28 protein-coding genes are annotated in these 26,842 nt (G+C 72.1%); 12 read left to right on the top strand and 16 right to left on the bottom strand.

Annotation, left to right across the window (positions count from 1 at the left end):
* Positions 1 to 46: 46 nt before the first annotated feature.
* The 5 genes from ABEB12_RS15315 to ABEB12_RS15295 form a co-directional block, all read right to left on the bottom strand.
* On the bottom strand, positions 47 to 448 hold the full coding sequence (locus ABEB12_RS15315) for a hypothetical protein (RefSeq protein WP_185064108.1): 402 nt from the start codon (positions 446 to 448) through the stop codon (positions 47 to 49).
* Positions 441 to 806, bottom strand: coding sequence for a hypothetical protein (locus tag ABEB12_RS15310; RefSeq protein ID WP_185064107.1), 366 nt, complete (start codon positions 804 to 806; stop codon positions 441 to 443). The genes ABEB12_RS15315 and ABEB12_RS15310 overlap by 8 nt, the downstream gene beginning before the upstream one ends.
* The gene (murI, locus tag ABEB12_RS15305) at positions 803 to 1,606 is read right to left on the bottom strand and encodes a glutamate racemase (RefSeq protein WP_185064676.1); all 804 of its coding nucleotides are present in this window, start codon (positions 1,604 to 1,606) and stop codon (positions 803 to 805) included. The genes ABEB12_RS15310 and murI overlap by 4 nt, the downstream gene beginning before the upstream one ends.
* Before the next feature lie 222 nt (positions 1,607 to 1,828).
* Positions 1,829 to 2,623, bottom strand: coding sequence for a rhomboid family intramembrane serine protease (locus ABEB12_RS15300; RefSeq protein WP_185064106.1), 795 nt, complete (start codon positions 2,621 to 2,623; stop codon positions 1,829 to 1,831).
* A 17-nt stretch (positions 2,624 to 2,640) separates the two neighbouring features.
* Positions 2,641 to 3,219, bottom strand: a complete 579-nt coding sequence (locus ABEB12_RS15295; protein ID WP_185064105.1) for a TetR/AcrR family transcriptional regulator C-terminal ligand-binding domain-containing protein — start codon at positions 3,217 to 3,219, stop codon at positions 2,641 to 2,643.
* 73 nt (positions 3,220 to 3,292) lie between these two features.
* Here ABEB12_RS15295 and ABEB12_RS15290 point away from each other — a divergent pair, with 73 nt between their 5' ends.
* Positions 3,293 to 4,300 carry an aldo/keto reductase gene (locus ABEB12_RS15290; protein WP_185064104.1) on the top strand — a complete coding sequence of 336 codons (1,008 nt, stop codon included), beginning with the start codon at positions 3,293 to 3,295 and terminating at the stop codon, positions 4,298 to 4,300.
* A gap of 1 nt (position 4,301) precedes the next feature.
* Here the strand turns inward: ABEB12_RS15290 and ABEB12_RS15285 are convergent, their stop codons facing one another.
* Together ABEB12_RS15285 and ABEB12_RS15280 are read right to left on the bottom strand one after the other, a co-directional pair.
* Complete coding sequence (locus ABEB12_RS15285) at positions 4,302 to 5,774, bottom strand: ABC transporter permease (protein WP_185064103.1); 1,473 nt, start codon at positions 5,772 to 5,774, stop codon at positions 4,302 to 4,304.
* Complete coding sequence (locus tag ABEB12_RS15280; RefSeq protein ID WP_425572249.1) at positions 5,708 to 6,496, bottom strand: ABC transporter ATP-binding protein; 789 nt, start codon at positions 6,494 to 6,496, stop codon at positions 5,708 to 5,710. The genes ABEB12_RS15285 and ABEB12_RS15280 overlap by 67 nt, the downstream gene beginning before the upstream one ends.
* A gap of 111 nt (positions 6,497 to 6,607) precedes the next feature.
* On the opposite strand from ABEB12_RS15280, the gene ABEB12_RS15275 reads away from it, so the two are divergent.
* Positions 6,608 to 7,474, top strand: a complete 867-nt coding sequence (locus ABEB12_RS15275; RefSeq protein WP_185064102.1) for a hypothetical protein — start codon at positions 6,608 to 6,610, stop codon at positions 7,472 to 7,474.
* A 120-nt stretch (positions 7,475 to 7,594) separates the two neighbouring features.
* On the opposite strand, the gene ABEB12_RS15270 is transcribed toward ABEB12_RS15275, so the two are convergent.
* Genes ABEB12_RS15270 through ABEB12_RS15255 form a run of 4 tightly spaced genes read right to left on the bottom strand, consistent with a single transcriptional unit; the run spans position 7,595 to position 9,794 of the window.
* Entirely contained in the window at positions 7,595 to 8,545 is a 951-nt protein-coding gene (locus ABEB12_RS15270) for a cysteine synthase (RefSeq protein WP_185064101.1), read from the bottom strand.
* Positions 8,546 to 8,557: 12 nt separating this feature from the next.
* Positions 8,558 to 8,830: a MoaD family protein gene (locus ABEB12_RS15265; RefSeq protein WP_185064100.1), complete on the bottom strand. Its 273-nt coding sequence runs from the start codon at positions 8,828 to 8,830 to the stop codon at positions 8,558 to 8,560.
* Positions 8,831 to 8,883: 53 nt separating this feature from the next.
* Positions 8,884 to 9,345: a M67 family metallopeptidase gene (locus ABEB12_RS15260; protein WP_345702832.1), complete on the bottom strand. Its 462-nt coding sequence runs from the start codon at positions 9,343 to 9,345 to the stop codon at positions 8,884 to 8,886.
* A gap of 47 nt (positions 9,346 to 9,392) precedes the next feature.
* Positions 9,393 to 9,794 carry a winged helix-turn-helix transcriptional regulator gene (locus tag ABEB12_RS15255; protein ID WP_185064098.1) on the bottom strand — a complete coding sequence of 134 codons (402 nt, stop codon included), beginning with the start codon at positions 9,792 to 9,794 and terminating at the stop codon, positions 9,393 to 9,395.
* A 108-nt stretch (positions 9,795 to 9,902) separates the two neighbouring features.
* Here ABEB12_RS15255 and ABEB12_RS15250 point away from each other — a divergent pair, with 108 nt between their 5' ends.
* Positions 9,903 to 10,883: a zinc-binding dehydrogenase gene (locus ABEB12_RS15250; RefSeq protein ID WP_185064097.1), complete on the top strand. Its 981-nt coding sequence runs from the start codon at positions 9,903 to 9,905 to the stop codon at positions 10,881 to 10,883.
* On the opposite strand, the gene ABEB12_RS15245 is transcribed toward ABEB12_RS15250, so the two are convergent.
* Positions 10,884 to 11,438, bottom strand: coding sequence for a DUF2017 family protein (locus ABEB12_RS15245; protein ID WP_185064096.1), 555 nt, complete (start codon positions 11,436 to 11,438; stop codon positions 10,884 to 10,886).
* Positions 11,435 to 11,719, bottom strand: a complete 285-nt coding sequence (gene clpS, locus ABEB12_RS15240) for an ATP-dependent Clp protease adapter ClpS (RefSeq protein ID WP_185064095.1) — start codon at positions 11,717 to 11,719, stop codon at positions 11,435 to 11,437. The genes ABEB12_RS15245 and clpS overlap by 4 nt, the downstream gene beginning before the upstream one ends.
* A gap of 122 nt (positions 11,720 to 11,841) precedes the next feature.
* Here clpS and ABEB12_RS15235 point away from each other — a divergent pair, with 122 nt between their 5' ends.
* Genes ABEB12_RS15235 through ABEB12_RS15220 form a run of 4 tightly spaced genes read left to right on the top strand, consistent with a single transcriptional unit; the run spans position 11,842 to position 16,236 of the window.
* Positions 11,842 to 13,119: a nicotinate phosphoribosyltransferase gene (locus ABEB12_RS15235; RefSeq protein WP_185064094.1), complete on the top strand. Its 1,278-nt coding sequence runs from the start codon at positions 11,842 to 11,844 to the stop codon at positions 13,117 to 13,119.
* 10 nt (positions 13,120 to 13,129) lie between these two features.
* Complete coding sequence (locus ABEB12_RS15230; RefSeq protein WP_185064093.1) at positions 13,130 to 13,675, top strand: isochorismatase family protein; 546 nt, start codon at positions 13,130 to 13,132, stop codon at positions 13,673 to 13,675.
* On the top strand, positions 13,672 to 14,160 hold the full coding sequence (locus tag ABEB12_RS15225) for a DUF488 family protein, N3 subclade (protein ID WP_185064092.1): 489 nt from the start codon (positions 13,672 to 13,674) through the stop codon (positions 14,158 to 14,160). The genes ABEB12_RS15230 and ABEB12_RS15225 overlap by 4 nt, the downstream gene beginning before the upstream one ends.
* A 27-nt stretch (positions 14,161 to 14,187) precedes the next feature.
* Positions 14,188 to 16,236 (top strand): ATP-dependent DNA helicase, encoded by a 2,049-nt coding sequence (locus ABEB12_RS15220; RefSeq protein ID WP_345702831.1) that lies wholly within the window; start codon positions 14,188 to 14,190, stop codon positions 16,234 to 16,236.
* 71 nt (positions 16,237 to 16,307) lie between these two features.
* On the opposite strand, the gene ABEB12_RS15215 is transcribed toward ABEB12_RS15220, so the two are convergent.
* Genes ABEB12_RS15215 through ctaD form a run of 3 tightly spaced genes read right to left on the bottom strand, consistent with a single transcriptional unit; the run spans position 16,308 to position 20,161 of the window.
* Positions 16,308 to 17,135 (bottom strand): peptidyl-tRNA hydrolase, encoded by an 828-nt coding sequence (locus tag ABEB12_RS15215; RefSeq protein WP_185064091.1) that lies wholly within the window; start codon positions 17,133 to 17,135, stop codon positions 16,308 to 16,310.
* Entirely contained in the window at positions 17,132 to 18,388 is a 1,257-nt protein-coding gene (gene serB, locus ABEB12_RS15210) for a phosphoserine phosphatase SerB (RefSeq protein WP_185064090.1), read from the bottom strand. The genes ABEB12_RS15215 and serB overlap by 4 nt, the downstream gene beginning before the upstream one ends.
* A 15-nt stretch (positions 18,389 to 18,403) precedes the next feature.
* Positions 18,404 to 20,161: an aa3-type cytochrome oxidase subunit I gene (ctaD, locus tag ABEB12_RS15205; protein WP_185064089.1), complete on the bottom strand. Its 1,758-nt coding sequence runs from the start codon at positions 20,159 to 20,161 to the stop codon at positions 18,404 to 18,406.
* Positions 20,162 to 21,669: 1,508 nt separating this feature from the next.
* On the opposite strand from ctaD, the gene ABEB12_RS15200 reads away from it, so the two are divergent.
* From ABEB12_RS15200 to ABEB12_RS15180, 5 genes are read left to right on the top strand one after another with little or no spacing between them, the layout of a single operon-like run.
* A complete protein-coding gene (locus ABEB12_RS15200; RefSeq protein ID WP_185064088.1) occupies positions 21,670 to 22,734 on the top strand; it encodes a Gfo/Idh/MocA family oxidoreductase in 1,065 nt (354 codons plus the stop codon).
* Complete coding sequence (locus ABEB12_RS15195) at positions 22,731 to 23,846, top strand: aminotransferase class I/II-fold pyridoxal phosphate-dependent enzyme (RefSeq protein WP_185064087.1); 1,116 nt, start codon at positions 22,731 to 22,733, stop codon at positions 23,844 to 23,846. Before ABEB12_RS15200 ends, ABEB12_RS15195 begins: the two co-directional genes overlap by 4 nt.
* Complete coding sequence (locus ABEB12_RS15190) at positions 23,843 to 24,673, top strand: YveK family protein (protein WP_185064086.1); 831 nt, start codon at positions 23,843 to 23,845, stop codon at positions 24,671 to 24,673. Before ABEB12_RS15195 ends, ABEB12_RS15190 begins: the two co-directional genes overlap by 4 nt.
* A gap of 8 nt (positions 24,674 to 24,681) precedes the next feature.
* Positions 24,682 to 25,959, top strand: coding sequence for a YveK family protein (locus tag ABEB12_RS15185; RefSeq protein ID WP_185064085.1), 1,278 nt, complete (start codon positions 24,682 to 24,684; stop codon positions 25,957 to 25,959).
* An 18-nt stretch (positions 25,960 to 25,977) separates the two neighbouring features.
* Positions 25,978 to 26,835 (top strand): polysaccharide deacetylase family protein, encoded by an 858-nt coding sequence (locus ABEB12_RS15180; RefSeq protein ID WP_185064084.1) that lies wholly within the window; start codon positions 25,978 to 25,980, stop codon positions 26,833 to 26,835.
* Positions 26,836 to 26,842: the final 7 nt, after the last annotated feature.

Below are 26,842 nucleotides of genomic sequence, written 5' to 3'. Positions count from 1 at the left end.
GCTTTGGCTGTACGAGATATCGCAGTTCCCCGGGTCGGCCGAGTGTTCAGGCCCGTCGGCCGGTGCGCCACAACCACCAAAGGCCGAGGAAGGGCAGCACCAGCGGTACCCAGCCGTACCCGGCCCCGAAGCCGGACCACACGGTTGCCCTCGGGAACGCCTGCGCGTCGAACACGCTCAGCGAGCCGACCACCAACACCCCGACCAGCTCGATCAGCACCGCCGTCCAGGCCAGCCTCCGCGCGGCCGGACCGGTCCGGCTGAGGCCGATCGTGGCCAGGATGTACACCACCCCGGAGAACGCGGACAGCGCGTACGCCAGCGGCGCCTCGTGGAACCGGGTGGCCAGCTGCACGCCGGCCCGCGCGGTCGCGGCCAGCGCGAAGACCCCGTAGACCGCGATCAGCACCCGGCCCGGCCCGGTCGCCGTGGCCCGCTGGTCAGCCAACGGTCTGGCCCCACAGCGAGAGCAGGCGCAACACGGCAACCCCGGTGGCCACCGAGGCGACCGCGATGACCGTTCCGCCCCACCGGGTCGGCTCGGCGCGGGCGAACTGCAGCCCCAGCGGCAGCACCGCCACCGAGACCAGCAGGTAGATCATGAACGTCTGGGTCTCGGCCAGCCTGACCCCGCCGAACACCCGCGCCGCGCCGAGCACGGCCTGCAACACCAGCAGCGCCTCGACCGCGCCGACCGCGAGCACGTCGACCCGCCCCGGCGCGCGGCCCATGACGGTGCCGGCCACCCCGAACAGCGCCAACGCGCCGGTCAGCACCACTATCGCGACGGCCAGGGAGTGGATCACGACCCGGACGATACCCGCGTGGGCGCCGGCAACGGGGCGACCACCCCGATCTCCGGGCCCAGGAAACGCCGGCCCAGCCGGCGGAACGGCTCCGGGTCCCCGGTGGCCAGGAACTCGTGCGCCGGGGGCGGCGCGTCGCCCGGCGCACGCAGCAGGTTCAGCTCGGACAGCACCCGCAGCACGTCCTTGGCCGTCTCCTCGGCGGACGACACCAGGGTGACCTCCGGGCCGAGGGCCAGCTGCAGCACCCCGGAGAGCAGCGGGTAGTGCGTGCAGCCGAGGATCACCGTGTCCACCTGCGCGCGCTGCAGCGGCTCCAGGTAACCCTGGGCCAACCCGAGCACCTGCCGGCCGCTGGTCATGCCGCGCTCCACGAAGTCCACGAACCGGGGGCAGGCCACCGGCACCAGGATCGCGTCGCGCGCGGCGGCGAAGGTGTCGGTGTAGGCGCCGGAGCGGATGGTCACCTCGGTGGCGATCACCCCGATCCGGCCGTTCCGGGTGGCCGCCACCGCGCGCCGGACCGCCGGCCGGATCACCTCGACCACCGGCACCGGATAGCGCTCGCGGGCATCCGCCAGGCAGGCACTCGACGCCGAGTTACAGGCGATGACCAGCATCTTCACCCCGCGCTCGACCAGCTCGTCACCCAGCTGCAGGGTCAGCCGGCGCACGTCCGCGACCGAGCGCGGGCCGTACGGGCTGTGCGCGGTGTCGCCGATGTACACCAGGCGTTCGGCGGGCAACTGGTCGATCACCGCGCGAGCCACGGTCAACCCGCCGACCCCGGAGTCGATCATCCCGATCGGCGCGTCCACCGGCAGCTGACCGAACCGCGATCCCACCGGGACACCCACCTGGCCAGTATGCCCCGGCGGCGTGTGGGTCAGGATCGAGGGTGGTCGGGCCTAAGGGATTGCGTGGACGGCGCGGCTCGGGTTGGTCTACCGCGGCTCAGCCGCCGCCGTTGCCTGCCGCGCCGGGCCCGACGGCCAGTTCATGATCACCAGGCAACCAGCGCGCTAGCCGCCCGAGCTCGGGTAACCGCCACCCGGTCCGTAGTGCCCGCCCTGGCCCGGGTAACCACTCTGACCCGGGTAGCCGCCCTGGCTGGGGTAGCCACTCGAGCCCGGGTAACCGCCCTGGGCCGGATAACCCGGGTAGGCCTGACCGGGGTAGGGGTCCGGGGTGGCCGGGCGCATCTGGGCCAGGCGGCGGCGTTGCGCCCGGCCGACGATGCGGGCGGCGAAGAAGCCGGCCAGCGCGCCGCACAGGTGCGCCTGCCAGGAGATGTCCGGGTTGCCCGGCAACACCCCGAGCAGCGCGCCGCCCCAGAAGAAGAACAGCACCGCGGCCAGCAGGATCTGCTTGCCACTGCGCGCGTAGAACCCCCGCGTCAGCAGGAAAACCAGCCAGCCGAAGATCACGCCCGAGGCGCCGACGGTGAGCGCGTCGTCCGGGCTGAGCAGCCAGGTGCCCAGCCCGCCGAGCAGCCAGATCATCGCGGTGACCGAGAGGAACTCGGCCACCCCGCCGGCCAGCACCAGGAACCCCAGCACCAGGAAGAACAGCGAGTTGCCTTCCAGGTGCGCCCAGCCGGCATGCAGCAGCGGGGAGAACAGCACCCCTTCCAGGTGCTCCGGGTCGCGCCCGACGATGCCGCCCTCGCGGTCCAGCGCCCCGCCGCTCACCATGTCGAACGCCTCGATCACCCACAGCGAGCCGGTGAACAGCAGCATGAACAGCGCGGCGGCGATCGGGTGCGCCGGGAAGATCCGCCCCTCGGACAAGCGGACCGGGCCCGCTGGGTTCGCCATACCTCCGAGGTTACGCGTCACGGCGCGCGCAATCCCGGGAAAACCGCGGCGACCACCGCCTTCGCGTAGGCCGCGTCCAGCGGCTGGTGGCTGACCAGCAGGCGGTAGTAGATCGCGCCGTACAGCGCGTCGATGGCCACCCCGACGTCCAGGTCGGCGCGCAGCTCACCCCGGTCCACGCCCCGGCGCAGCACCTCGCCGGCGCCGGCCCGCCGGGAGGTGATCAGCCAGTCGTGCAGCGCCTCGGCCAGCGCCGGGTCGTGCTGGCTCTCGGCCAGCAGACCGACGAACGGCCGGGCGAACGACGGCTCGGTGAACAGCTCGGTCAACCGGGCCATCTGCAGCCGCAGGTCCTCCTCGGCCGAGCCGGTGTCCGGGAAGGACAGCCGAGGGTCGGAGGTGACCAGCACGGCGTCCATCACCACGGCCGCCTTGCCCGGCCAGGAGCGGTAGATGGTCGTCTTGGCCACGCCGGCCCTCGCGGCGATGCCCTCGATGGTGACCGCGGCGTAGCCGACCTCTCTGACCAGCGACAACGCCGCATCCAGGACCGCCTGGCGGGCCTTGGCCGACTTCGGTCTCCCCGGTGGTCCCATCGCGCGATCGTACCAGATTTAGAAACGCAACGTAGCGTTGCAAAACTGGCCGGACGGAACTACCGTCGTCACCATGAAGGAAACGAACCTCGGCCAGGCCGGACCGACCGTCTCGGCGCTCGGCCTCGGCTGCATGGGCATGAGCTACGCCTACGGACCGGTGAACGACGCCGAGTCCACCCAACTGCTGCGCCGCGCCGTGGACCTCGGCGTGACGTTCTTCGACACCGCCGACCTGTACGGCTTCGGCCACAACGAGCGCCTGGTCGGCGCCGGTCTCGCGCCGGTGCGGGACCGGGTGGTGGTCGCCACCAAGTTCGGCATCACCCGGGGGCCGGACAGCGACTGGAACAAGCCCAGCCCGGCCGACGGCCGCCCGGAGTACGTGCGCGCCTGCATCGACGCCTCGCTGGACCGGCTGGGCTTCGACCACGTGGACCTCTACTACCAGCACCGGGCCGACCCGAACGTGCCGATCGAGGAGACGGTCGGCGCGATGGCCGACCTCGTCCGCGCGGGCAAGGTCCGCCACCTGGGACTGTCCGAGGCGGCGCCGGAGACCATCCGGCGGGCGCACGCGGTGCACCCGATCACCGCCGTGCAGACCGAGTGGTCGCTGTTCGCCCGGGACATCGAAGAGGGCGTCGTGGACACCTGCCGGGAGCTGGGCATCGGGATCGTGCCGTACAGCCCGCTCGGGCGGGGCATGCTCACCGGCACGGTGAACAACCTGGACGACCTGGCGGAGAACGACTACCGCCGGCTGCTGCACTGGTGGCGCCCGGAGAACCTGGCCACCAACCAGCGCCTGGTGGACGTGGTGCGCGCCGCCGCCACCAACCACGGCGCCACGCCGGGCCAGGTCGCGCTGGCCTGGGTACTGACCAAGCGCCGGGACCTGCCGGCCGGCGTGGTGCCCATCCCCGGCACCAAGCGCGAGCGCTACCTGGTGGAGAACCTGCGGGCGCTGTCCGTCGAGCTCACCGACGCCGAGCTCGCCGAGCTGGACGCGCTGCGCCCGGCCGGCGCCCGCACCGTCAACGAGGGCGAGACCAACCGGCACACCGCCGCGCCGCGCTGACTCATCGGTGGACCCGGACCTCGACGTTCATACCCGGCACCAGGGTGAGGTCCCGGCCACCGATGATGGAGATCTTCACCGGGATCACCTGGGTCTCCTTCTCGAAGCTGGCGCTGATGTTGTCGATCGGCCGGCTGGAGAACACGTCGGAGGTGCCGCCCTGGACCTCCCGCACGTAGCCGACGAAGGTCAGGCCCGGGTAGCCGTCCACGTAGATGTCCACCGCGCCGCCGGGCTTGACGTCGGCGATGTCGGTCTCGTCCACCCGGGCGGTCACGTAGATCTCGGAAAGGTCGTAGGCCACGGCCAGCTCGGTGCCGGCGGTCACGTACGCGCCGTCCACCACCTTCTCCTGCGCGACGGTGCCGTCGGCGGGCGCGCGCAGCACCCGCTGCGGGGCGGCGAACCCGCCGGTCTGCTCGATCCGCCCGATGGGCTGGTCCTTGCGCAGGTGGGCGCCCTTCGCCGCCGACCAGCCGACCAGCCGCCCGCTGGCCGTGGCGGTGACCGCGATGCGGTCGCCGTCGATGCGCGCGTCGTCGGTGCGCACGTACCGGCCGGCATCCACGAAGTAGGCCACGGTCAGCGTCACGCTCAGCGCGAGCAGCACGAACGGCACCGCGCGCAGCGCCGCCACGGCGGCCTTCGGCATCTCCCCCGCCCGCCGCCGCAGCGTGGCCGCGCCCAGCGCCAGCGCGACGATCGCCGAGCCGATCACGCCGCAGGTGTAGCCGACCAGCTCGCTGGTCAGCAGCGAGGTCTTGCCCACCTCCTCCAGCGCCTCGATGACGAAGGTGAGCGGCAGGCCGTCGCTGATGTGCTCCAGCCAGTCGGCCATCTGCTCCCGGGGCTGGAACAGCCCGCCGAGCAGGATCTGCGGCATCACGATGGCGGGCATGAACTGCACCGCCTGGAACTCGCTGGTGGCGAACGCGCTGACCAGCAGGCCGATCGCCATGCCGAGCACCGCGCCGGTGATCGCCACCAGGATCACCATCACCGGGCTGCCCGGGGTGTACAGGTCCAGCAGGACGTAGGCGGTGAACGAGGTCGCGGTGGCCTGCACGGCCGCCGCGCCGGCGAACGCGATGCCGTAGCCGAGCAGCAGGTCCAGCTTGGACATCGGCGTGGTGAGCAGCCGCTCCAGCGTCCCGCTGGTCCGCTCGCGCAGCATGGCCACGCTGGTGATCAGGAACATCAGGGTGAACGGGAAGATGCCGAGCAGCTGCAGCCCGGTGCGGTCGAACGCCCGCTTGTCGTCCAGCATCTCGTGGATCAGCGCCAGCAGCACGCTGGGCACCACGACCAGCATCGCCACCGTGCGGTGGTCGCCGCGCAGCTGGGTGAGCACCCGGCGCGCGGTGGCCGCGACGATCCGGGGGTTGACCCAGCGCGACCTCGGCCGGGCTAGCGCGGGGCGGGTGTCGGGTTCTGGGGCAGCGGTTCGCCGAGTTCGGAGCGCCGAATCAAGCACAGGAATGCCTCCTCCAGGTCTTCGGTGCCGGTGGCGGCCCGCAGCGCGCCCGGTGTCTCGTCGGCGATCAGGTGGCCGTCGCGCATCATCAGCAGCCGGTCACAGCGGCCGGCCTCGTCCATCACGTGGCTGGACACGAACAGCGTCGTACCCGCCTCGGCGAGCGCGTGGAAGCGCACCCACAGGTCCTGGCGCAGCACCGGGTCGAGGCCGACCGTCGGCTCGTCCAGCACCAGCAGCTCGGGCGCGGACAGCAGCGCGCAGGCCAGCGAGGCGCGCGCCCGTTGCCCGCCGGAGAGCGTGCGCACCATCTGGTCGGCCCGGTCGGCCAGCGCCACGTCGGCCAGCGCCCGGTCGGCGGCGGCCGGCGAGGTGCCGTGCACGGCGGCGAAGTACCGCACGTTGTCCCGCACGGTGAGGTCGGAGTAGATCGACGGGTTCTGCGTGACGTACCCGACCAGGTGCCGCAGCACCGGCGACCCCGCCGGCTGGCCGAGCACGTCCATGCCGCCGGAGCTGATCTGCTGCACCCCGACCACGCAGCGCATCAGCGTGGTCTTGCCGCAGCCGCTGGGGCCCAGCAGCCCGGTCACCTTGCCGACCGGGGCCTCGAAGGTGATCCCGTGCAGGATCTCCCGCCCGCCCAGGACGACCTTCAGGTCGCGGGCTTCGATGGCGAGCGCCATGACCGGTTCCTCCTCGGCGGCTTCGCTGAAATTCAACCTCAGCAGAATTTACACCCCGAGGGCCGTCCTGCGAAGGGGGGTGTGCGATCGCACAGGAGTTGACCCGACCGCAACCACCCGAGTGGGGGCGTCGGGCACGGTTGCCGGATGGGACCGGACGCGCTGGCCGCCGCCGAACCGGTGCTGGCCGCGTTGCGCCGGTGGCGCCCGGTCTACGCGCGCTGGGCGTACCACCCGTGCGCGGCGCCCGGCTGCCCGCCACCGCCGTGGTCGCCCGGCGACGAGGAACGGCTGGCCGCGCTGCGCGCGCTGGCCCCGGACGTGCTGGCCCGGGCCGCCACCGGTTGGCGCCGGCTGGCCGCGGCGCTCGGCCACTCCGGGAAGCTGCTCGTTTCGCTCACCCGCACCGAGGCCGACCGGCACGGCCGCGAGCTGGCCGCCCGGACGGCCGCACGGGCCGACCGGGCCGGCGCCCGCGCGGACACTCTGGACCAGCTCGCGGAACGACTCGACGCGTCGCTGGCCGAGTTCACCGCCCGGCTGGCTCGGCTGGCCGCCCCGCTGGCCACCGGCGGATACGCCAACCCGAGGACCGCACTGGAGGACATCGATGCGGCCGACCGGGCGCGGGTGGCCGAAGCGCACTGGCCGGACCTGGACGAACTGGTGGCCAGGCACGCCACCGCACTGGTCACGCTGCGCGCCGGCCTCGACGAGCTGCTCGAACTCACCCGCTCGGCGGCTCCCCGCGAGGAGGTGTGGTCCATCCCGAGCCCCGAGCCGGGGGCGGACTCGGCCGGGCCGCCCGGCTGGTGCACGGTCAGCTCCGGCTGCGCACCAGCCGCGTCGACGACACCCCCGGCGTCCGCGCCGGGGCGCGCCGAGGACCCGCTCCGGGAGTGGCAGGCCCTGCCGCCCCGGGCCGCCGCCGAGAGCGGTCCGGCGCTTCCCGGCACCGAGTCACGCCGGGTCGGCCCGGACGTCGGCGTCTACCTGCCGCTCATGCCGGAGTGATCGTCGTCCGAGGCGCCACGCCCAGGAGGCTTCATGGTCAAGTAGCAGCGAGAGACGTTCTACCGGCCGGTAGGGTCTCTGGTCGCGACCTGGCCATGAACCCCGAACGGCGCGACCGGATCACGCCCAGAGCTGGCCGTCCAGCGCGGTGGCGCTCTCCTCCAGGTCACCGGCGTAGGCACCGGTGGACAGGTACTTCCAGCCGGCGTCGGCGACCACCAGCACGATGTCCGCCGGGTCCGCCCCGCCGGCCGCCTTCTCCGCGATGGCCAGGGCGGCGTGCAGCACCCCACCGGTGGAGATGCCGGCGAAGATGCCCTCCCGCTGCACCAGCTCCCGGGTCCGGCGCAGCGCGTCGAAGCTGCCCACCGAGTAGCGCCCGGTCAGCACCTCCGGGTCGTACAGCTCCGGCACGAAACCCTCGTCCAGGTTGCGCAGCCCGTAGACCAGCTCCCCGTAGCGGGGCTCGGCGGCCACGATGTGCACGTCCGGCTTGTGTTCGCGCAGGTAGCGGCCGGTGCCGACCAAGGTCCCCGTGGTGCCCAGGCCGGCCACGAAGTGGGTCACGGTCGGCAGGTCACGCAGGATCTCCGGGCCGGTGGTGCGGTAGTGCGCCCGGGCGTTCTCCGGGTTGCCGTACTGGTACAGCATGACCCAGTCCGGGTTCTCCGCCGCCAGCTTCTTGGCCACCGCGACCGCCTGGTTGGAACCGCCGGCCGCCGGCGAGGAGATGATCTCCGCGCCGTACATGCGCAGCAGCTGGCGGCGTTCCTCGGAGGTGTTCTCCGGCATCACGCAGACCAGCTTGTAGCCCTTGAGGGTGGCCGCCATGGCCAGCGAGATCCCGGTGTTGCCCGAGGTCGGCTCGAGAATGGTGCAGCCGGGCCGCAGCCGCCCGTCCCGCTCGGCGGCCTCGACCATGGCCAGCGCCGGGCGGTCCTTGATGGAACCGGTCGGGTTGCGGTCCTCCAGCTTCGCCCACAGCCGCACGTGCTCGGCCGGGGAGAACGACGGCAACCCGACCAGCGGGGTGTCCCCGACGGCCTGCAACAGCGAGTCGTAGCGCGCCATGCGGCTTACCCCTCAGCCTCCGGCGACGGCGGGCAGGATCGTGACCGAGTCGCCGTCGGCGATGGGGGCCTCGAGGCCACCCGAGAACCGCACGTCCTCGTCGTTCACGTAGATGTTCACGAACCGGTGCAGCGACCCGTCCTTGACCAGCCGGGCCGCGAGGCCGGAGTGCCGCGAGTCCAGGTCCGTGATCACCTCGGACACGGTCGCGCCCTTGGCCTCGACGGACTTCTCGCCGCCGGTGTGCGTGCGCAGGATGGTGGGAATCGAAACGGTGACGGCCATGAGTCCTCCTCGTGATGCGGCCGACTTCTGAGATTGGCGACTAACGCGGGAACTCAACGACAGTCGGGCACGTCATCGGCGCCGGTGTGGGAGAACATGTAGCTCTCCACCACTTCGACCGGCTCCTCGGTGACCACGCCGTCCACGATGCGGTACGACCGGAACTCGGGATCCCCGGGTTGCCCGTCCCTGGTCGAGACCAGCACGTAGTGGGCGTCCGGCTCGGACGCGTAGGAGATGTCCGTGCGCGAAGGGTAGGCCTCGGTCGCGGTGTGCGAGTGGTAGATCACCACGGGCACCTCGTCCCGGCCGTCCATGTCCCGGTACAGGCGCAACAGGTCGCCCGACTCGAACTCGTAGAAGGTCTCCGAGCCGGCGGCGTTGAGCATCGGGATGAACCGCTCCGCCCGATCCGAACCCTCCGGGCCGGCAATCACCCCGCACGCCTCGAGCGGGTGGTCCCGCTGGGCGTGCGCCACGATCTCGTCGACGAGATCCTTCCTGATCACCAGCACCCCAACAGGGTACGGGGCGGCATTGCCGGTGCGCATGTCCACTCTCGTCACACCGCCGCGCGGTCGTAGTCGGCGCGGGCGTTGTCGATCTCGTCGATGTGCGCCTCGGCCCAGCCCTTGATCGCGTGCACCACGGGCAGCAGTGACTCCCCCAGCGGCGTCAGCCGGTACTCCACGCGCACCGGGACCGCCGGCGTGACCACCCGGGCCACCAGGCCGTCCCGCTCCAGCGCGCGCAGCGTCTGGGTGAGCATCTTCTGGCTCGCCCCGGCCAGGTCCCGGCCCAGCTCGCCGTACCGGCGGGGGCCGTCCCGCAGCGCGGCGATCGCCAGGGTCACCCACTTGTCGCCGATCCGGTCGAGCAGCCGCTGGGTGGGGCAGGTGCGGACGAACTCGCGGTGCGCCACGGCCCTGGCCTGGCGCCGCTCGGCGGCCGTCTGGGTCGCCATCCGCTCTCCTCCCCGTGCGCTACGCACTTCCCGGTGCGTTCTTACCAAGGCCCCCGGGGCGTCCATATGTTCCCGATCCGAGGAGAAAATCCGACGGTAGGAGGAAAAATGCGCGCGGTCGTGGTCCGGTCCTTCGGTGGTCCGGAGGCCCTCGAGCTGGTCGAACTGCCCATCCCGGCCCCCGGCCCCGGCCAGGTGCGCATCCGGGTGCGGGCGGCGGCGGTGAACCCGGTGGACGCCTTCGTGCGGTCCGGCGCGGCGACCGAGGTGGGGTTGGTGCCGGCCCGGGATCAGTACGGCCTGGGCTGGGACGTGGCCGGCGAGGTGGACGCGGTCGGCGCCGGCGAAGCCGGCGCGCCGGGTCGGGCGCCCGACGGGAACACCGCCGGCACCAAGGGGTTCGCCGTCGGCGACCCGGTGATCGGGCTGTCCGACCGGTTGGACCTGCCGTCCGCCGGCTACGCGGAGTACCTGGTGCTGGACGCCTCATCGGTGGCTCCGGCGCCGCGCGGGGTGCCCTTCGAGGCGGCGGCCAGCCTTCCGCTGAACGCGCTCACCGCCGCGCAGGCCCTGGACCGGCTCGGCCTGTCCGCCGGGCAGACCGTGCTGGTCACCGGGGCGGCCGGCGCGGTCGGCGGGTACGCGGTCGAGCTGGCGCGCGAGGCCGGGCTGCGGGTGGTCGGCTCCGCGTCGGCGGCGGACGAGGAGCTGGTGCGCGGGTTCGGCGCGAGCGGGTTCGTCCCCCGGGAGGCCGAGCTGGGCGCGGCCGCCCGGGCGCTGGTCCCCGGCGGGGTGGACGGGGTGCTGGACGCCGCCGTGGTCGGCGTCCGGGCACTGGACGCGGTGCGCGGCGGGGGCGCGTTCGTCTCGGTGGTCCTCGGCGGCGCGCCGCCCGCGCTGCGCGGCATCCGGGTGAGCACCGTGTACGTCCGGGCCGACGGCGAACGCCTGGCCGAGCTGGCCAAGCTGGTCGAGGCCGGCCGCCTCACCCCCAGGGTGGCCGACACCTTCCCGCTGGACAAGGCGCCCGCCGCGCACCAACGCCTGTCCGAAGGCCCCCTCCGAGGCCGCCTGATCCTGCTGCCCTAGTCAGAGGGCGGTGGCGCGGGTTTGGACCAGGGCGTCCTGGACGAAGGTGAGCCAGTGGTAGACGGTCATGTGGGCGGCCAGGGTCTCGTCCGAGTCGGTCAGGTCCTCGGGCATGTCCTCGCTCACCCCGAGGGTGGTGCCCAGGGCCAGGCGCAGGTCGTTGAGCGCGGCCAGCCAGGCATCCGCCTGGTCCACGGTCAGCTCGGCCCGGCCGCCGTCCGGCGGGCAGGTGGCCAGCACCACGTCGGCCGCCTCGGTCTTGGCCGCGATCAGCTCCGGCTCCCGCGCGGCGCGCAACATGCTGGCCAGCTCGGCGTCCTCGCGGTGGAAGTCCGGCAGCAGCCGGGCCAGCACGGAGTCCTCCGGCGGGCGGGTGTGCCCGGCCTGGATGCCGGTCAGCTCGGCCAGCTCGTCCTCCGGGGCGCTGTCCGTCCGCTCGGCCAGCATCACCTGGATCTGCCCGACCAGCCCGCGCAGCAGCGCCGCCTCCGGCTGGTCGAGCACCCCGACCAGCCGGAGCTTCGCGCCGCGCCCGGTCCTCCGCCAGCCGTTCACGCTTTCTGCATGGTGGCCCAGAGGCCGGCCGCGTGCAGCTTCGCCACGTCGCCCTCGACCTTCTCCTTGGAGCCGGACGAGACGGTGGCGCGACCTTTGTGGTGAACGTCCAGCATGAGCTTGGTGGCCTTCTCCCGGTCGTAGCCGAACAGCTTCTGGAACACGAAGGTGACGTACGACATCAGGTTGACCGGATCGTTCCACACGATGGTCTGCCAGGGCGTCTCCAGCTCGCCGGTCTCCTCCACCTCGTGGGTGGGCAGCGGAAGTGGTGCGGCCATGCATCTATGGTGACAGCTCCGGCAAGACCGATGCATCTTCGGGCGTTGATGAGAGCGTGTCTTGCGGATCATCCAGCCGGCTGCGCGGCATAGATCCACAAGACACGCTCTACGATTTCGCCATGACGTCGTCCAGCTTGCTCACCGACCGGTACGAGCTGACCATGCTGGCCGCCGCGCTGGCGGACGGCACGGCCGGCCGGCGTTGCGTGTTCGAGGTGTTCGCCCGGCGGCTGCCGGACGGCCGCCGCTACGGGGTGGTGGCCGGACTGGGCCGGCTGCTGGACGAGCTGGCCAGGTTCCGGTTCGGCGACGCCGAGCTGACCCAGCTGGCCGAGACCGGGGTGGTTGACGCCACCACGCTGGACTGGCTGGCCGACTACCGGTTCGCCGGCGACATCGACGGCTACCCCGAGGGCGAGCTGTACTTCCCCGGCTCCCCGGTGCTCACCGTGACCGGCAGCTTCGCCGAGGCCGTGGTGCTGGAGACCCTGGCGCTGTCCGTGCTGAACCACGACTGCGCGATCGCCTCGGCCGCCGCGCGCATGGTGGCCGCCGCCGGCGGCCGGCCGTTGATCGAGATGGGTTCCCGGCGCACCCACGAGCGGGCCGCGGTCGCCTGCGCGCGGGCCGCCTACCTGGCCGGATTCGCCTCCACGTCCAACCTGGAGGCCAGCCGGCAGTTCGGCATCCCGACCGCCGGGACGGCCGCGCACGCGTTCATCCTGCTGCACGACGACGAGCAGGTGGCGTTCGCCAGCCAGGTCGCCACGCTCGGCACCAAGACTACGCTGCTGGTGGACACCTACGACATCCGCCGGGGCATCGAGCGCGCGGTGGCCGCCGCCGGCACCGAGCTGGGCGCGATACGGATCGACTCCGGCGACCTCGGCGAGCTGGCCCGCCAGGCCCGCGACCAGCTGGACGCGCTGGGGGCGCGGGCCACCCGGATCGTGCTCTCCGGCGACCTGGACGAGTACGCCATCGCCGCACTGCGGGCCGAGCCGGTGGACGCGTACGGCGTGGGCACGTCGGTGGTCACCGGCTCCGGGGCGCCCACCGCCGGCATGGTCTACAAGCTGGTCGAGGTGGACGGTCGGCCGGTGGCCAAGCGCAGCTCGGCCAAGGAGTCCCGGGGTGGCCGCAAGTCCGCGATGCGCCGGTACAAGCCGACCGGCACGGCGCTGGAGGAAGTGGTCCACCGGGCCGACTCCCCCCTTCCCGCCGGCCCGCACGACCGGGTGCTGCCGGTGCCGCTGATGCGCGGCGGACAACGGGTGGCCGACCTGGAGACGCTGGAGCAGTCCCGGGAACGGCTGCGGGCGGCGCTGGTCTCGGTACCCTGGGAAGGCCTCAAGCTGTCCAAGGGCGACCCCGCGATTCCCACTGTTTTCCAGTAGGAGACCCGAAATGGCCCGCGCGCTGATCATCGTCGACGTCCAGCTCGACTTCTGCGAGGGCGGATCGCTCGCGGTGGCCGGCGGCGCCTCGGTCGCCGGCCGGATCAACACGGTGACCGGCGACTACGACCACGTCGTGGCCACCCGGGACTACCACGTCGACCCGGGTTCACACTTCTCCGAGACCCCGGACTTCGTGGACTCCTGGCCGGTGCACTGCGTGGCCGGCACGGCCGGTGCGGCGTTCCACCCGGCGCTGGACGTGGCGCCCATCCAGGCGGTGTTCGGCAAGGGCGAGTACGCCGCCGCCTACTCCGGCTTCGAGGGCGCCGCGCCGGACGGCACGGGCCTGGCCGACTGGTTGCGCGCGCACGAGGTCACCCGGGTCGACGTGGTCGGCATCGCCACCGACCACTGTGTGCGGGCCACTGCGCTGGACGCGGTGCGGGAGGGCTTCACCACCCGGGTGCTCACCGACCTGACCGCCGGCGTGGCCCCGGAAAGTACCGAAGCCGCGCTGGCCGAGCTCCGCACCGCCGGCGCCACCGTCCGGTGACCAGGCGAATCGCGACGATCGGGGTCTATGACTTCACGGTCGGGGCCTTCGTCGAGAAGCTCACCGCCGGCGGCGTGGGGCTGCTGCTCGACCTCCGCCAGCGCCGCGGCGTACGGGGTTCCGAGTACGCCTGGGCGAACTCGGCCCGGCTCCAGCGGACGCTCGCCGAGGCGGGCATCGGCTACCGGCACGTGAAGGACCTGGCGCCGACGACCGAGATGCGCCAGATCCAGTACCGCGAGGACGACCGCGAGGGCGTGGGCAAGCGCAACCGCGTCGCCCTGGCGCCCGAGTACGCCGAGCGCTACACCCGCGAGATCCTCGACCCGTTCGACCTCGGCGCACTCGTGGCGGAGCTCCCGGCCGGCTCGGTGACCGCCCTGCTCTGCGTCGAGCGCGATCCGGAGGCCTGCCACCGCTCGCTGGTGGCCGAGCGCCTGCACACCGAGCACGGCCTGTCGGTCACCGACCTCCGCCCGAGTTGACGTGGTGAGGCTGTAGCGTCGTCGGCTGTGCCGAGCCAGCTTGATGCCCACCCGACAACGGAGCTCCCCGGTGTGGAGGAGCTGCTGAACGTGGCCGTCGAGGCGGTCGGCGGGCAGCCCCGCGAGGGTCAGCAGGAGATGGTGCGCGCGGTTCAGAAGTCGCTGCGCGGCGGCGAGCACCTGGCCGTGCAGGCCGGCACGGGCACCGGGAAGTCGCTGGCCTACCTGGTTCCGGCGATCCGCCACGCGGTGGACCGGGACACCACGGTGGTGGTGTCCACCGCGACCATCGCGCTGCAGCGCCAGCTGGTGGACCGCGACCTTCCCCGGCTGGCCGACGCGCTGGAACGGGTGCTGGGCCGCAAGCCCACCTTCGCCATCCTCAAGGGCCGGCGCAACTACCTCTGCCTGCACAAACTCAACGGCGACGTGCCCGAGGAGCGGGACGACCAGCTGTTCGACCCGTTCGCCGTGTCCGCGATGGGCCGCAACGTCAAGCGGCTGCACGAGTGGGCACAGAAGACCGACTCCGGGGACCGGGACGAGCTGGTGCCCGGCGTGCCGGACGCCGCATGGCGCCAGGTATCGGTGACCGCCCGGGAGTGCCTGGGCCTGTCCCGCTGCCCGGTCGGCACCGACTGCTTCGCCGAGCGGGCCCGCGCCGAGGCCGGCCGGGCCGACGTGGTGGTCACCAACCACGCGCTGCTGGCCATCGACGCGCTGGACGGCCGCGCGGTGCTGCCCGAGCACGACGTGGTGGTCGTGGACGAGGCCCACGACCTGGTGGACCGGGTCACGGGGGTGGCCACCGCCGAGCTCACCGGCGGCTCGGTGAAGGCCGCCGCCCGCCGCTGCGGCCGGCTGGTCGACCAGGCCATCGCCGACCGCTTGGACGAGGCCGGCGACGGCCTGGCGATGGTCCTGGCGGACGCCCCGATGGGCCGCTGGGAGCGCGGCCTGCCCCAGCCGGTGGCCGGTGCGCTCACCGCGGTCCACGACGCCTGCTCGGCCTGCCGCACCGCCATCGGCTCGGAGCGCCGGGAGGACCCCGAGCAGGCCACCGCGCGGAAGCTGGCGCTGGCCCTGCTGGACGAGGTGCAGGAGACCGCCACCCGGCTGCTCGCCGCGTTCGCCGAGGAGGACCTGGCCAAGCGGTACGACGTGGTGTGGTTGAGCGATCTAGGCGCCGACGGCACGAAGGTGCTTCGGGTGGCGCCGCTGACCGTGGCCGGTCTGCTGCGCGAGCGGCTGTTCGGCCCGCGCACGGTGGTGCTCACCTCGGCCACGCTGACCCTGGGCGGGTCGTTCGACGCGCTGGCCCGGCAGTGGGGTCTGCCGTCCAACAAACCCGACGGTGCCGAGGAACCCGCCGACCCGGTGCCCGACCCGGAGAAGCCCCGGTGGACCGGCCTGGACGTCGGCTCTCCGTTCCAGCACTCGCGGGCCGGGATCCTCTACGTGGCCAAGCGGCTGCCCCCGCCCGGCCGGGACGGCCTGCCGCCGGCCTACCTGGACGAGATCGCCGAGCTGGTCACCGCCTCGGGCGGCGGCACGCTCGGGCTGTTCTCCTCCATGCGGGCGGCCAAGCAGGCCACCGAGGCGCTGCGCCCCCGGCTGGAGCAGCCGATTCTGTGCCAGGGCGACGACGCCACCGGGCTTCTGGTGCGCCGGTTCGCCGAGGACGACGCCACCTGCCTGTTCGGCACGCTGTCGCTGTGGCAGGGGGTGGACGTGCCGGGCCGGTCGCTGCGCCTGGTGCTGATCGACCGCATCCCGTTCCCCCGCCCGGACGACCCGCTCACCTCGGCCCGGCAGCAGGCGGTGGACGCGCGGGGCGGCAACGGCTTCCTCAGCGTCTCGGCGACCCACGCCGCGCTGCTGCTCGCGCAGGGCGCCGGCCGGCTGCTGCGCGGCATGGACGACCGGGGCGTGGTGGCCATCCTGGACCCGCGCCTGGCCACCGCCCGCTACGGCGGCTTCCTGCGCGCGTCACTGCCCCCGTTCTGGCCGACCACCGACCCGGAAGTCGTCCGGGCCGCCCTCCGCCGCCTGGCCACCCGCAACCCCGACGAGTAACGGGGCCTACCCCAAATTCATGGTCAGGTAGCGCCCGGAGACGTTTGCCGCCGACAAATGGTCTTTCGCTGCTACTTGACCATGCCGCCCGCCGGCGTTCGGGACCAGTGCGCGGCGCAGGTCACGGTGCCGGGGTCGACCTCGGTGAAGCCGGCGTCCCGGACCAGCACCGCACCGCCGGCCGCGCCGCTGGAGGCCAGCACCTCGCGCCACCGGTCCGGGCTGGCGGGGCGCACCGCGCAGCGCCAGCCGAGGGAACGCCACGCGGCCAGCCGGTCCGCCTCCAGCGACGCCGCCAGGATCATGCTGGCGTGGCCGACCTGGGCGGCGGCCTTGCCCACGGTCAGCTCCACCGCCGGGTTCAGCCAGATCACCGGTACGCCGCCCGGCGGCGGGCCGGGGTCGTCGGCGGGCAGGTCGGTGCCGGCGATCTGCAGGCGGGTCAGCGTGCGCGGCGCCTCGACCACCAGCCCGGGCAGCAACGCCCGGACCTGCGCGGAACCCACCGTGACGGTCACCCCGGGAAGTTCCTGTACCGCCGACCAGTGGGCGCCGCGAGCCCGGCGGGTCACCTTGCGGATGCGGCCGGCCACCCAGGCGCTCACCGCGTCGTGCCACTCCCCGCCCGGGGCGGTGCGTTCGTCCAGGCACACCGCGACGGCCGCGCCGGCCGCCGCCTCCAGCAGCCCGGTCCGAGGCGGGGGTTCGGCCTTCTCCACGCGCAGCACCACCGGCATGGCCCGGATCAGCGCCGGGTCCTCGTCGGTGTCTCCACCGCGCGCCAAACTGGGCGCGCGGCCAGCGCCGCCTTCGGCGGCGGTGTCCCCGGTGGCCTCGTCGGGCAGCGCCAACCAGTGTAGGTAGCGGGCGGCCAGCGGGGCGAGAACCGAAGCGGTCACGGCAGGGGCACGCGGCGCAGCACGCCCTCGGCCTCGTCCGCCGCCTCCACCTCGTCCCGGGTGATGCCCAGCACGAACAGCACCACGTCCAGGTACGGCACGGACAGCGCGGTGTCCGCCACCTCGCGCAGCGCCGGCTTGGCGTTGAACGCGACGCCGAGGCCGGCGGTGGACAACATGTCGATGTCGTTGGCCCCGTCACCCACCGCGACGCACTGTTCCAGCGGGATGTCGTACTCCTCGGCGAACCGGCGCAGCGCGACCGCCTTGCCCGCCCGGTCCACCACCTCGCCGACCACCCGGCCGGTGAGCCGCCCGTCCACCACCTCCAGCGAGTTGGCCGCGCAGAAGTCCAGGCCCAGCTCGCTCACCAGCCGCTCGATCACCGGGGCGAACCCGCCGGAGACCACCCCGCACCGGTAGCCCAGCCGCTTCAGGGTGCGGATGGTGGTGCGGGCGCCGGGGGTCAGCTCCAGCTCGCCGGCCACGTCGTCCAGCACCGAGGCGGGCAGCCCCTCCAGCACGGCGACCCGGCGGCGCAGCGACTCGGTGAAGTCCAGCTCGCCGCGCATCGCGGCCTCGGTGACCGCGCACACCCCGGCCTCCGCCTCGGCGCCGGCCCGCGCCGCGAGCATCTCGATGACCTCGCCCTGGATCAGCGTGGAGTCCACGTCGAACACGATCAGCCGCTTGCCCCGGCGGGCCAGGCCGGCCCGCTCCACCGCCACGTCCACGCCGACCTTGGCCGCCACCTCCACCAGGGTGGAGCGCAGCGTGCCGTGCGGGTACGGGGCCTCCTCGGTCTCCTCCCAGGTGGGCGAGACCAACAGCTCCAGCCCGGTGACCGGGTAGTCCGCCACCCGGCGGATCGCGTCGATGTTCGCGCCCACCCCGGCCAGCGCCCTGGCCACCTCGCCGAAGGCGCGCGCGGTGACCGGCCGGCCCATCACCAGCACCACGTGGCTGGACCGGCGGTGGCGCAGCGAGGACGCCGCGTCCGGGGTGTCCGGCTCGATCGAGGTGCGCACGGTCATCGCGATGCTGGCCATGGCCTGCTCGACCGACTCCTGCAGCGCCTCGGGGTCGGTCTCGATGGCCACCAGGGCACCCAGGGTGAGCTGCCCCCGGATGACCACCTGCTCCACGTCCAGCAGCTCCACGCCGTGCCGGATCAGCGCGGCGAACAGCACCGAAGTCACCCCAGGCCGGTCCGGCCCGGTCACCGTGATGAGAACCGCGACCCTGGCAGGCATCAAGGATTCTGTGACTCAGTGGGCCTTCGGGTCACCGTCGGGCAGCGCGTCGGGCGCGGCCTTCGCCGTGACCTTCTCGGACGGAGCCGGGTGGCCCTTGCCGGCGTGCGCCTCGGCCCGCAGCCTCGGCACCAGGTGCGGGTAGTGCAGCTCGAACGCCGGGCGCTCGGAACGGATCCGGGGCAGCTCGGTGAAGTTGTGCCGGGGCGGCGGGCAGGAGGTCGCCCACTCCAGCGAGTTGCCGTGGCCCCACGGGTCGTCCACGGTGACCACCTGGCCGAACCGGTAGCTGCGGAACACGTTCCAGATGAACGGCAGCGTGGAGGCGCCCAGGATGAACGCGCCGATGGAGGAGAACGTGTTCAGCGCGGTGAACCCGTCGCTGGGCAGGTAGTCGATGTACCGGCGCGGCATGCCCTCGTTGCCCACCCAGTGCTGCACCAGGAAGGTGGCGTGGAAGCCGAGGAAGGTGAGCCAGAAGTGGACCTTGCCCAGCGTCTCGTCCATCATCCGGCCGGTCATCTTGGGGAACCAGAAGTAGATGCCGGAGTAGGTGGCGAACACGATCGTGCCGAACAACACGTAGTGGAAGTGCGCCACCACGAAGTAGGTGTCCGAGACGTGGAAGTCCACCGGCGGCGAGGCCAGCAGGATGCCGGTCAGGCCACCGAACAGGAAGGTCACCAGGAAGCCCACCGCGAACAGCATCGGCGTCTCGAACGTCAGCTGGCCGCGCCACATGGTGCCGATCCAGTTGAAGAACTTGATGCCGGTCGGGATGGCGATGAGGAACGTGGTGAACGAGAAGAAGGCCAGCAGCACCGCGCCGGTGGCGTACATGTGGTGCGCCCAAACGGCCACGGACAGCGCCGCGATGGCGATCGTGGCGTAGACCAGCGCCTTGTAGCCGAACAGCGGCTTGCGGCTGAACACCGGGAAGACCTCGGTCACGATGCCGAAGAAGGGCAGCGCGACGATGTACACCTCGGGGTGGCCGAAGAACCAGAACAGGTGCTGCCAGAGGATCACGCCGCCGTTGGCCGGGTCGAACACGTGCGCGCCGAGGTGGCGGTCCGCCTCCAGGCCGAGCAGCGCGGCGGTGAGCACCGGGAAGGCGATCAGGATCAGGATCGCGGTGACGAAGATGTTCCAGGTGAACACCGGCATCCGGAACATGGTCATGCCGGGCGCGCGCAGACAGATCACCGTGGTGAGGAAGTTGACACCGCCGAGGATGGTGCCGAGGCCGGCGATGACCAGGCCCATGATCCACAGGTCGGCGCCGACACCGGGAGAGTGCGTCGCGTTGGACAGCGGGGTGTAGGCGAACCAGCCGAAGTCGGCCGCGCCGCCCGGGGTGAGGAAGCCGGCCATCACGGTCAGCCCGCCGAACAGGAACAGCCAGTACGAGAAGGCGTTCAGCCGGGGGAAGGCGACGTCCGGGGCGCCGATCTGCAGCGGCACGATGTAGTTGGCGAAGCCGAACAGGATCGGCGTCGCGTAGAGCAGCAGCATGATCGTGCCGTGCATGGTGAACAGCTGGTTGAACTGCTCCTCGGACAGGAACTGCTTGCCCGGCCGGGCCAGCTCGGTCCGCATCAGCAGCGCCATCGCGCCGCCCGCCATGAAGAAGGCGAAGGACGTCACCAGGTAAAGGATGGCGATGTCCTTGGGGTCCGTTGTGTGCAGGAAACGCAGCAGGGACGTTCCCTTGACAGCCTTGCGCGCCGGATACGGGCGCGACGAGATCGGCTGCGGGGCGACGGCGGTCACCACTACCTCCTGCTGGCCTAGTCGGACTGACTTCGCCCCGAATCCTAATCCCCCATTCGCCGCCCCCGCCCGAGGGGCGCTCGCCGCACCCCGTCACCCCGCCCAAGGGGGTGATCGTCATAGGCCGGGGTGGGGAGACCGGTTCCAGCCGGGGGAGGACCGTCCGGGTTGCGGGGTGCGACCGACGGCTGGGGCGCTGGTCAGGTTTGACAGATGGCTTGGACGGCGACAGGCGCGTCTTGTGGGGCTTTCGGGGCGCCTGTTTCGTCTGGTGCGTGTGCCGCGGCGCGGCTTTCGACCCGCCGCGCCGTCCAGGCCGCTTCGAACCCCGGGTGGCGCACAACACAACCCCGGCGCCGTCAAGATCGCCGCTTCTGGCGGCGCAACAGCGCAAACGAGGCTGTCGCCCCAATTCGCTCGTGGGCGGGCTGACGCGGCCGTTCCGGGTCACCAGATGATCGACATCAACCACAGTGCCCTTCTGTCGCTCCTGGAGGGCCGTGAGGTTGATGTGGATCTTCAGGTGGGTGGGTGGCAGTTGAAAGACCGGCTTGGACGGCGCGGCTGGGTGGCCTCCCGTGGCTTGGGTGCGGCCTGTTGCGTTGCGCCCCGGGCTCGCGCCACTTGGGTGCGGCCTGTTGCGTTGCGCCCCGGGCTCGCGCCGCTTGGGTGCGGTCCTTGTGTTGACGCCCGGGCCTGTGTTGACACCCGGGCCTTTCGCCGGTTCGGTGCGTTGCGCGCTGGCGTTCCGCGCCCGGTTACGGACCGTGGCCGGTTCGCGGGCGCGGCGGAGGCCCGTTTTCGTCGAGCGCAAGCTCAGTCCGGTCTACCCCATGATCGAACCGGACTGAGCTTGCGCTCGGCGAACGGGGGCGGCGAGGGTTCATTCGGAAGCCAAGCCGGCCGTCACAGTCCGTAGCGGAAGCGCCCGCCCGCCGAACCAACGCAACGGGCCGCACCCAAGCCACGGGAGGCCACCCAGCCGCGCCGTCCAAGCCGGTCTTTCAACCGCCACCCACCCACCTGAAGATCCACATCAACCTCACGGCCCTTCCGAGACCGAGAAAGGGCACTGAGGTTGATGTCGATCAAGTAGCGATGCGCTGACCCGCCGAGATCATGGTCATGCCCTCGCCACGGCATTCGGCAACGGCCTCATTTCGCGGTTCAACCGCCGCGGTTGGCGATCATGGTCGCGGCCACGCGCGGTGAGCTTCGTCTCGCGGGCACCCGGCGAGCCCGTTTGCTGAGAGCGATTCTGAGAGGGCGCAGAGGGGGGCGGGCGTCGCGATCTCGCGCGCGGGTACCGTCAGTTGACACACCGAACCCCTGCCCAACGGATTGCTGAGTGTTTTTGTGACCGCGCTCAAGAGGTGGCCATTCATTTTGACGTTGCCGCCCGTCCCCCCGAGGATGGGCCGGGTAACGGCTGGCTGGTGCTCCTCGACCTTTCAGGGCGGACACTCGGTCTGGGGACAGACAAGATCTGAAGCAACGGAGGTCAATTGATGGGTCGCACACCCACGCGCGTAGGGGTGGTCGGTTACGGATACTGGGGCTCCAAGCACGTGCGCGTGCTCAACAGCTTGCCCGACGTCGAGGTCACCGTGATCGACCGCGACGAGCAGCGGCTGCGTGAGGCGATGTCCAACTTCCCCAACGTGCGGATCGCCACCGACATCGCCGACGAGCTCGAGGCGCTTGACGCGGTGGTCGTCGCCACCCCGCCGGCCCTGCACGCCTCGGTATCCCTGCAGGCGATGAACGCCGGCCTGCACACGCTGGTGGAGAAGCCGCTGGCCACCTCGGTGGAGGACGCCGAGGCACTGGTCACCGCCGCCGAGACGAACAACGTCCGGCTGATGGTCGGCCACACCTTCGAGTACAACCCCGCCGTGTGGAAGCTGAAGGAGATCATCAGCTCCGGGGAGCTCGGGCGAATCCTCTACATCGACGCCGCCCGGCTGGCGCTCGGCCGCTACCAGTACGACTGCAACGTGATCTGGGACCTGGCCCCGCACGACATCTCGATCGTCTCCTACCTGTTGGACGAGGTGCCGCACCGAGCCTCGGTGTGGGCCCAGCACAACATCGGGAACGTGCACGCGGACATGGCCTACCTGCGGCTGGAGTTCCAGAACTCCGGCGCCCCGGCCTTCGTGCAGGTGTCCTGGCTGCACCCGGAGAAGATCCGGCGGGTCACCGTGGTCGGCGAGAAGAAGATGGCCATCTACAACGACGTGTCGGACAACGAGCGAATCCGCATCTACGACGTCGGCGTGGACCCGGCGCAGGTGGACGAGGGCTCCTCCCACGACTACCCGGTGAGCTACCGGTTCGGTGACATCGTCTCGCCGTACGTGCAGTTCCGCGAGCCGCTGATGCTGCAGGACAGCCACTTCATCGAGTGCGTGCGCACCGGCAAGGAGCCGCAGACCCCCGGTCAGCGCGGCCTGGACATCGTGAAGGTGCTGGCCGCGACCGACGTGGCCAACTCCACCGGCGCGCCGGCCGAGACCGGTGCCTCCCTGGTGTCCGCGAGCGGTGCCGGCAACGGGCGGGTGCGTCCGTGAGCGAGGCACCGGTTCCCTTCCTGGACCTGCCGGCCCTGCACGGGCCGCTGTACCCCGAGTTCGAAGCCGCGTACGCCACCGTGCTGCGGCACGGCAAGTTCATCAACGGCCCCGAGGTCACCGCGTTCGAGTCGGAGTTCGCCGCCTACTGCGAGAACGTCCACGCCGTGGGTGTGGGCAACGGCACCGACGCGCTGGAGCTGATCCTGCTCGGCCTGGGCATCGGCCCCGGTGACGAGGTGATCATCCCGGCCAACACGTTCATCGCCACCGCCGAAGCGGCGCTGTACGTGGGCGCCCGTCCCCGGTTCGTGGACGTGCTGCCGGACACCCTGCTGATCGACCCGGCCGCCGTCGAGGCGGCGGTGAACGAGAAGACGGCCGCGGTCGTCGGCGTGCACCTGTTCGGCCAGATGTGCGACACCGAGGCGCTGGCCGCGATCGCCGCGAAACACGGCATCGCGCTGGTCGAGGACGCCGCGCAGGCCCACGGCGCCCGGTTCGCCGGCAAGCGGGCCGGCAGCGTGGGTGTGGCCAGCGGGTTCAGCTTCTACCCGGGCAAGAACCTGGGCGCGCTGGGCGACGCCGGCGGCGTGGTCACCGGGGACGCCGACCTGGCCGACCGGATCCGCCGCACCGGCGACCACGGCCGCTCGGCCGACAGCCGGTTCCACCACAACCTGGTCGGCCGCAACAGCCGGATGGACTCCGTGCAGGCCGCCGCGCTGTCGATCAAGCTGCGCGGGCTGGACACGGCCAACGCCGGCCGGGTGCGCGCGTGGGAGCAGTACAAGGTGGAGCTGCCGGACACCGTCCGCCTGGTGGCCCGGGACCCCAGGGCCGAGGCCGTGTACCACCTGTGCGTGGTCGAGGTGGAGAACCGGGACAAGGTCTGCCAGGCGCTCACCGAGGCCGGCGTCGGCTGGGGTCTGCACTACAAGACCCCGTGCCACGTGGACGAGGCGTACACCGAGTACCGGGAGTCGCTGCCCGTGGTGGAGGCCGCGGCGGACCGCATCCTGTCCCTGCCGATGTCCCCCACGATCAGCGAGTCCCAGGTCAGCCGGGTCTGCGAGGTGCTGCGAGACGTCACCGGGGGTAGCAGCGGATGACCCGTCCGTCCGACGCGGCTTCGGTGTCGGACCGACCGGGTTGGTCGGGGCCGCCGCCGGGAGGGCCGGGTGGGCCTTACAACCAGCCCGGCCCCCGGCTGCCCCCTCCTCCGCCGCCCGCGCGCCGGCTCACCCCGGCGCAGGGCTCCCGCCTGGCGATGATCGCCGGCGTGATCGTCGTGCTCGGCGCGCTGGTCGGCCTGCTGGCGACAATGGCGTTGCCGACCAAGTACGCCGCTCGGACGTTGATCGAGTATCACGTGTCGCTGGAGAACGCCAGCGAGTTCCTCCGCACCGACCGCAACATGACCACCCAGACGGTGCTGCTGACCAGCCGCAGCGTCCTGGGCCCGGTCGCCGAGCAGAACGGTGTCTCCGCCGACGTGCTGGCGGACAACGTGAACGCCACCCTGATCAAGGGCTCGAACGCGGTGGAGAGCGAGATCATCCAGGTCGACGTGCTCAGCTCCAGCCGGGACAGCGGCGTCACCCTGGCCAACGCGATCGCCAAGCAGTACCTGCAGGTGGTCGAGGCGAACAGCCCCAAGGCCTACATCCAGCAGCAGCTGGACGACGCCAAGAAGCAGCTGAGCTCGTCGGTCGGCGCCTCGGCGGCGAACGCGCAGACCAGGATCAACACCTTGCAAGGTCAGCTGGACATCGAGAACATGACCGGGAACAGCGCAAAGGTCGTCGTGCCCGCCTACTCGGTCGCCGCCCCGGCGGAGCCGAACCGGCCGGTCGCGATCGCCACCGGCGCGCTGCTCGGAATCCTGGTCGCCGGGCTGGCCGCGATCTTCCTTTCCCGACGTTGGACGCGGAGTTGATGAACTAGATGACGCGCGCCTCGGAGGATCGCTGGCCGATCGCCAACACCCCTCGCCCGCCCCGGCCCGGCCCGCCGGGCCCGGCGCGGCCGGACCAAGGCGGCTCGAACGGCGAGCCGAACCGGCCGGACGGCAAGAAGCCGCCGTCCCCGGGGGCGCCGCCGGCACCCCGGCCGGACCCCGGCCCCGCCGTCCGGCCCGACCCCAGCAAGTCGGCGGGACGGCCCGACCACGGCCCGGCCGTACGGCCCGACCCGACCAAGGCCCGTCCGGAATCCGGCCCGCCGGCTGTGCGGCCCGATCCGAGCAAGCCCCAGCCGAGCAAGCCCCGGCCGGAGCCGAGCAAGCCCCAGTCGAGCAAGCCGTCGCCTTCGCCCCGGCCCGAGCCCTCCGGCGGCTCGTCCAGCCCGGCCCCGTCCTCCGGTGCGCCGGGCGGCTCGGTGGCCAGGGGGAACGCCCCGACCGCGCCGCCGCGCGGCCGCCCGCCGTTGCCCGGCCCGCCGCCCGGCAGTGGGGCTCCCCGGTTGCCCGGGCCGCCGATGATGGCCGGCCCGCCGCCCCGGTACACCCCGCCCCGCCCCCGCCGCGAGCTCACCGCCGCGCAGCGCAGCAAGCTGACCATGCTGGCCGTCGTGCTGATGGCGGTCGGCGCGGTGGTGGGTTTCCTGGCCGCCGCGGTGATCCCGACGCAGTACGCCGCCCGCACCACCATCCAGTACAACATCGCCGCCGAGAACAGCGGTGACTTCCTGAAGACCGACCGCAACCTCACCACCCAGACGGTGCTGATCACCAGCCGGAACGTGCTGCAGCCGGTAGCCGACGCCAACGGCATCAGCGTGGACGACCTGACCAAGAAGGTCGTCGCCACCGTGTTGCAGAGCAGCAACATCATCCAGGTGGAGGTCAAGGACCCGAGCCGGGACATGGGCATCACGCTGGCCAACGCGGTCGCCAAGCAGTACCTCACGGTGGCCAACAACAGCGGCCCCAAGGGCTACCTGCAGAACCAGCTGAACCAGGTGAAGCAGCTGCAGGCGGCGCCGAGGCCGGGCACCACCCCGGCGGACGCGGCCGCACTGGCCGCCCGGGTCACCACGCTGCAGTCCCAGCTGGACGAGCTGAACCTGACCGCCAACCAGTCCACCGTGCTCGCGCCGGCCTACTCGGTCACCGATCCGGTGACCCCGGGCAAGGGCGCGGCCGGTATCACGGGTGGCATCTGTGGCCTGCTTATCGGTCTGATGACGGTCGCTACGCTGTCCCGGCGGTGGACCCGAAGCTGACACTCGAGTAGGGCTGATATGGCGCGCAGCAACCCCGGAACGAACACGGTCAACCCCGACAAGCCCCGGATGTCCTGGCGGATGCCCCGGGTGCTGATGTACCACAACTTCGGCGACCCGCCGGCCGCCGGCGATCCCGAGCACCTGTTCATCCCGGTGGAGAGGTTCAAGGAGCAGCTGGCCTGGCTGGACGCCAACGGCTGGCGCGCGCTGTCCCTCGGCGAGTTCCTCGCGGTGCTGGACGGCGCGCGGCCGCCGCGCAAGTCCTACCTGGTGACCATCGACGACGGGCACGAGTCGGTGCTGTCCACCGGTGCGCCGATCCTGGCCGAGGCGGGCATCCCCTCGGTGCTGTTCGTGCCGCCCGGCGTGCTCGGCGGGCCGATCACCTGGAACCCGGTGTACGCGGGCGAGCGGCTGTCCAGCAAGGCGGAGATCGCCACCCTGGCCAACACCGGCATGGAGATCGGCGTCCACAGCTGGGACCACACCCGGATGTTCGGCATGGACGACGCCGAGCTGGAGCTGAACATCGTCCGGGCGAAGGGCGACGTGGCCGAGATGATGGGCTACGAGCCGCGCTCCTTCGCCTACCCGTTCGGCACCCACGACGGGGCCGCTCGGCGCAAGATGGCCGACGCCGGATACGCGGTGAGCTTCGCCGTGGCCCGCGAGAACGGCCGGTTCGCGGTGGACCGGATCTTCGTCAAGGGCGAGGACTCGCTGGGCATGTTCCGGTTCAAACTGTCCCTGGCCTACCGGTTTGCCTCCCGGGTGGGCGGCCGGACCCCGTGGCTGCGGCACAAGGTGCGCGCTCTGCTGGGGCTGCTGAAGGGCCGCGGTGGGGCCGAACAGGCGACCCAGCGGACCGGGTAGTCTCTGG

The organism is Actinospineispora eucalypti (assembly GCF_039543365.1).
In the GTDB taxonomy this organism is placed as follows: Bacteria; Actinomycetota; Actinomycetes; order Mycobacteriales; family Pseudonocardiaceae; genus Pseudonocardia; species Pseudonocardia eucalypti.
This window is presented reverse-complemented; position numbering and strand designations above follow the sequence as displayed.

Bases quoted from the DNA above. Each gene is read 5' to 3' on its own strand.
- murI (WP_185064676.1), bottom strand. From the start codon at position 1,606: ATGATCGACTCCGGGGTCGGCGGGTTGACCGTGGCTCGCGCGGTGATC.
- ABEB12_RS15300 (WP_185064106.1), bottom strand. From the start codon at position 2,623: ATGGCGAACCCAGCGGGCCCGGTCCGCTTGTCCGAGGGGCGGATCTTC.
- ABEB12_RS15295 (WP_185064105.1), bottom strand. From the start codon at position 3,219: ATGGGACCACCGGGGAGACCGAAGTCGGCCAAGGCCCGCCAGGCGGTC.
- ABEB12_RS15290 (WP_185064104.1), top strand. From the start codon at position 3,293: ATGAAGGAAACGAACCTCGGCCAGGCCGGACCGACCGTCTCGGCGCTC.
- ABEB12_RS15275 (WP_185064102.1), top strand. From the start codon at position 6,608: ATGGGACCGGACGCGCTGGCCGCCGCCGAACCGGTGCTGGCCGCGTTG.
- ABEB12_RS15270 (WP_185064101.1), bottom strand. From the start codon at position 8,545: ATGGCGCGCTACGACTCGCTGTTGCAGGCCGTCGGGGACACCCCGCTG.
- ABEB12_RS15265 (WP_185064100.1), bottom strand. From the start codon at position 8,830: ATGGCCGTCACCGTTTCGATTCCCACCATCCTGCGCACGCACACCGGC.
- ABEB12_RS15255 (WP_185064098.1), bottom strand. From the start codon at position 9,794: ATGGCGACCCAGACGGCCGCCGAGCGGCGCCAGGCCAGGGCCGTGGCG.
- ABEB12_RS15250 (WP_185064097.1), top strand. From the start codon at position 9,903: ATGCGCGCGGTCGTGGTCCGGTCCTTCGGTGGTCCGGAGGCCCTCGAG.
- clpS (WP_185064095.1), bottom strand. From the start codon at position 11,719: ATGGCCGCACCACTTCCGCTGCCCACCCACGAGGTGGAGGAGACCGGC.
- ABEB12_RS15235 (WP_185064094.1), top strand. From the start codon at position 11,842: ATGACGTCGTCCAGCTTGCTCACCGACCGGTACGAGCTGACCATGCTG.
- ABEB12_RS15230 (WP_185064093.1), top strand. From the start codon at position 13,130: ATGGCCCGCGCGCTGATCATCGTCGACGTCCAGCTCGACTTCTGCGAG.
- serB (WP_185064090.1), bottom strand. From the start codon at position 18,388: ATGCCTGCCAGGGTCGCGGTTCTCATCACGGTGACCGGGCCGGACCGG.
- ABEB12_RS15200 (WP_185064088.1), top strand. From the start codon at position 21,670: ATGGGTCGCACACCCACGCGCGTAGGGGTGGTCGGTTACGGATACTGG.
- ABEB12_RS15190 (WP_185064086.1), top strand. From the start codon at position 23,843: ATGACCCGTCCGTCCGACGCGGCTTCGGTGTCGGACCGACCGGGTTGG.
- ABEB12_RS15185 (WP_185064085.1), top strand. From the start codon at position 24,682: ATGACGCGCGCCTCGGAGGATCGCTGGCCGATCGCCAACACCCCTCGC.
- ABEB12_RS15180 (WP_185064084.1), top strand. From the start codon at position 25,978: ATGGCGCGCAGCAACCCCGGAACGAACACGGTCAACCCCGACAAGCCC.